Origin of the sequence: Streptomyces sp. NPDC032472 (genome assembly GCF_040636955.1) — a bacterium.
GTDB lineage: Bacteria > Actinomycetota > Actinomycetes > Streptomycetales > Streptomycetaceae > Streptomyces.
In genome coordinates, this window is sequence record NZ_JBEZVK010000174.1 from 1 (window position 1) to 3,979 (window position 3,979).

Sequence of the window (3,979 nt, forward strand, 5' to 3'; positions counted from 1 at the left end):
CTGCAAACGGTAGGGAGGGGCGGACCGCGGCCGCATCCGCCCGCCGGTTGAATACGGCGGCGGTAGCCGCACGGCGGGGGTAAACCCTCGCCGTAGGCACCACCGCCGGCCGGCTCCGGCCCCGGGCGGCTCCGGTTCCGGGCGGCTCCGGCTCCGGTTCCGGCCGGCACCGGCCGGCCCCCGTTCCCCCGCGGCTAACCGCGGCTCCCCGACAGCTGCAGCGTCGGGTAGTCGGTGTATCCGGTTTCGCCGCCCGTGTACATCATGTACCGGTCGCGCACCGGGTTCAGCGGGGCGCCGAGGCGGAGCCGTGCGACGAGGTCGGGGTTGGCCAGGAAGGCGCGGCCGAGGGCGATCAGGTCGGCGCCTGCCGCCAGGAGCCGTTCGCCCGCGGCGCGGCCGCCGTCGGCGGGCAGGTCCTTCCCCCACCCCAGTGCCGGGTTGGCGATCAGCGTGCCGGGCCAGGCCCGGCGTATGCGGTGGAAGAGGGGCTGGTCCGGGTCGGCGAAGACGAGGTGGAGGTAGGCGAGGCCGGTGTCCGCGAGCGCCTCCACGAGGGCCGGGTAGATGCGGTCGGTGTCGCCCTCCTCGATGCCGTTGACCGTGTTCCCGGGGGAGATGCGCAGGCCCACTCGGTCGGGGCCGATGGCGTCGGCGACGGCGCGGACCACCTCGACCGTGAACCGGATCCGGTGGGCGACGGGGCCGCCGTACGCATCGTCGCGGAGGTTGGTCCCCTGTGCCAGGAACTGGTGCGGGAGGTAGCCGTTCGCCGCGTGCACCTCGACCCCCTCGAAACCGGCCGCGATGGCGTTGCGGGCCGCGGAGGCGTAGTCGGCGACCGTGGACCGGATGTCCTCGAGGGTCATCGCGCGGGGCACGACGGATGCCCGCCGGCCGCCGACCGTGTGGATGGTCTCGGGCAGTGGGACGGCCGAAGGCGCGAGGGGTACGAGACCGCTGGTGTCGGGGTGGCCGATCCGGCCACCGTGCTCCAGTTGCAGGAACATCCGGCCCCCGGCCGCCCGTACGGCCTCCGTGACGCGCCGCCATCCGGCCACGTGCTCCGGGCTGTGGATGGCGGGGATGTTGGGGTACGCCTTTCCGACGGCGTTCGGGGCGGCGGCCTCCGCGATGATCAGGCCTGCGGAGGCGCGCTGCGTGTAGTAGGTGGCCATGAGCGGTCCCGGAACGCCGTCGGCTCCGGCGCGGTTGCGGGTCAGCGGTGCCATGACCAGGCGGTTGGGCAGGTGGAGGGGGCCGAGGCGGGCGGGCTCGAAGAGGTCGGTGTCGACCTGGGTGTTCGTCATGCCGGTACGGTAGGAAGTGACATCAGTGTCAGGTTCAAGTCCCGGACCGCGTCCACGGACCACGACGCGGCGGACGGGGCGGGACGAGCAAACGGGGGTGGCGGTGCGGATCGGTGAGCTGGCCCGGCGCAGCGGCGTGAGCGAGCGGTCCCTGCGCTACTACGAGCAGCAGGGGATCCTGCGCTCCGAGCGGACTCCCGGCGGCCACCGGGAGTTCGGGGAGTGGGCGGTCGACCGGGTCATCCGCATCCAGGCGCTGTACGCGGCCGGGTTGAGCAGCAAGAAGATCGGGCAGCTGCTCCCCTGCATGCGGGACTCGGACGGCGGCCCGAACGAGTTCGCCACGCAGCAGCTGGTCAGCGAACTGGTCGTGGAACGCGAGCGCATCGACCGCCTGATCGCCGACCTCGCCCTCTCGCGCGACGTCCTGGACGAGGTCATCGACGCCGCCTCGGAGGGCATCGGCGCCTCCCCCGCCCCCTCCCGCGCCGCGGCCGCTGCCACCGCCACCGCCACTGGACCCTGAGCTTCAGCTGCGGGTCGGGGCGGGCTCGACCTGGCGCAGTTCGGCGAGCAGTTCGTTGCGCCCGGCCAGCATCTCCGTCAGGATGCGGCGCGCCGCCCGCAGCAGGTCGGCGACGTCCCCGCCGGCGAGGGCGTAGGTGACGGTGGAACCCTCGCGGGTGGACACCACGATGCCCGAGCGCCGCAGGACGGCCAGTTGCTGGGAGAGGTTCGACGCCTCGACGTCGATCTCGGCGAGCAGGCTCCGGACGGGCATGGGGCCGTCCTGGAGGAGTTCCAGCACGCGGATGCGGACCGGATGGCCGAGCATCCGGAAGAACTCCGCCTTGGCCTGGTACAGCGGTACCTGCATTCCCACAACTCCCGCTCTGCTGCTCCTCGGACGTCTGCCCGCGCCCGCCCGCTCGTCCCCACCGCCGGGCGGCTTCATGCTCGCGGTCCATCGTCGCTTCCTGCCGGCCCGCACGCACCCACAGTTGACCGGTTTTGGATGTGTCGAGTTGAAGAAATCTTCAACTCATGGGCGTGCGGGGGCCGTCAGGACGACGCGCTGCCTAGACCTCGAGCTCCGCCTCGATGCGGCGCAGCTGGTGGCGGGCCATGGCCAGGTTGGAGTTGCCCTTGTCCAGTACGAGGTACAGGAACAGGCCGCCGGCGCCGCGATTGCGCAGGAGGCGGATCAGGTGGTACTGGCTCCCGAGCGTGATCAGCAGGTCTTCGATCTCGTCCTGGAGGCCCAGCATCTCCATGGTGCGGGTCTTGGCCCGGATCACGTCGGTGTTGCCCGCCGCGGCGACCATCAGGTCCAGGTCCTTGCCACCGCCGAGCGTGCCCAGGGCCATCCCGCTGGCGTAGTCCACCAGCGCCACCCCCAGCACCCCTTCGATCGAGGTCATCGCTTCCTTCAGCGACACTTCCACGTTGGCCATGGTCGTACCTCCGATACAGCTTTCTGCCGTTTCCGGCACCGGATCTTCCGTACCGGGACGCTACCGATCTCTCATCGCCGTACGGACGGATCGGGGAAATCGGCTGAAAAGCAATGCACATCGAATGCCCCCTCGGCCTGACCCGGTGCGATGAGGGCCGCCGGCTCGTCGAGGCGGGCCGCGGCAGCCCGCCAGGCGCGCGTGACGGCGCGGTGCGCCTGCTCCGTCCGCGCGGCGGTGTCCCCGGCGAGGCCGATCGGTGCCCCGACGTGGACGTGCAGGGCGGGGCGGCGCAGCGGGGCGGTGGCCAGGCCCGCGAGCTGCTTCGCCGCGTTGCCCGAGGTGATGCGGCGGGCCCCGGCCTGGCCCAGCGGGACGACGGGTGCGCCGGTGCGCTCGGCGAGCCGGGCGAGCCCGCTGCGGAAGGTGCCGGGCGCGGCTTCGGCGGCGTCCGTACGCAACGGGATGCCCCCTTCGGCGTACATGAGGACCAGCCGCCCCTCCCCCAGCGCGGCCGCCGCGTGGTCGAGGGCGTCCGCGGCGTGCCGGGACCCGCGGTGGACGGGTACGTGGCCCTCCCGGGCGAGACGGCTCCCGAGGAACGGGATCCGCCACAGGCCGGCGGCGGCCATGACGACCGGCTCGACGCCGAGCCGCCGCAGGGCGGCGAGGACGACGGCGGGATCGGCGAGGGAGGTGTGGTTGGCGGCGATGATGCTGCCCGGGGCGAACGCGGCCCCGGGGTCGGTGGTCACGCCGAGGTGCCCGAACGCGGGCACCAGGGCGTGGGAGAGGCGGCTGAGCATCCGGATCGGTCCCCCGTGGTCGACTGTGGCGTGTTCCCCATCGTCGGCACGGGGGCGCGGGCCGGCCTGAGCCGTGCTACTCAGGTCGGGCGGGCGACGTACCCACGGCCGGGGGTGGGATGTGCCCACCCCTCACTCAGGTCGCCTCGTCGGTCGGGGGGCGCGGGAACGTGGTCGGTGCCGGGCGGCCGTCAGCCCGGCGGCTCGGCCGCCTGTTCTGCGGCGTGCAGGCGGCGCGTGGCCGTCCGGGCCGCCCGGTCGGCCTTGCGCAAGGCCTCCTCGGCGCCGTGGTGCCGGGTCTTCGCCGCAGCCGCTGCTTCCTCGGCGGCCTTCAGGCGCCACCGGACGGCCGCCAGCTCCTCGCCGAGGGACGCCGCCTCGGCCGTGGCCCGGTCGAGTGCGGCGGCGG

General features: G+C 73.5%; 6 protein-coding genes. 1 reads left to right on the top strand and 5 read right to left on the bottom strand.

What is annotated here, in order from left to right:
- Positions 1–194: 194 nt before the first annotated feature.
- A complete protein-coding gene (locus AB0F11_RS37825; RefSeq protein ID WP_362184350.1) occupies positions 195–1,310 on the bottom strand; it encodes an alkene reductase in 1,116 nt (371 codons plus the stop codon).
- Between the two features lie 103 nt (positions 1,311–1,413).
- On the opposite strand from AB0F11_RS37825, the gene AB0F11_RS37830 reads away from it, so the two are divergent.
- Positions 1,414–1,836, top strand: a complete 423-nt coding sequence (locus AB0F11_RS37830) for a MerR family transcriptional regulator (RefSeq protein ID WP_362184352.1) — start codon at positions 1,414–1,416, stop codon at positions 1,834–1,836.
- A 3-nt stretch (positions 1,837–1,839) separates the two neighbouring features.
- Here the strand turns inward: AB0F11_RS37830 and AB0F11_RS37835 are convergent, their stop codons facing one another.
- The 4 genes from AB0F11_RS37835 to AB0F11_RS37850 all read right to left on the bottom strand — a co-directional run.
- Positions 1,840–2,187 carry a metalloregulator ArsR/SmtB family transcription factor gene (locus AB0F11_RS37835; protein WP_362184354.1) on the bottom strand — a complete coding sequence of 116 codons (348 nt, stop codon included), beginning with the start codon at positions 2,185–2,187 and terminating at the stop codon, positions 1,840–1,842.
- A gap of 202 nt (positions 2,188–2,389) precedes the next feature.
- A complete protein-coding gene (locus AB0F11_RS37840; RefSeq protein ID WP_362184356.1) occupies positions 2,390–2,764 on the bottom strand; it encodes a hypothetical protein in 375 nt (124 codons plus the stop codon).
- Positions 2,765–2,835: 71 nt separating this feature from the next.
- Positions 2,836–3,570, bottom strand: coding sequence for a lysophospholipid acyltransferase family protein (locus AB0F11_RS37845; protein WP_362184358.1), 735 nt, complete (start codon positions 3,568–3,570; stop codon positions 2,836–2,838).
- A gap of 191 nt (positions 3,571–3,761) precedes the next feature.
- Positions 3,762–3,979, bottom strand: a 218-nt coding sequence (locus AB0F11_RS37850; protein ID WP_362184360.1) for a hypothetical protein, incomplete at its 5' end; no start/stop codon positions are given.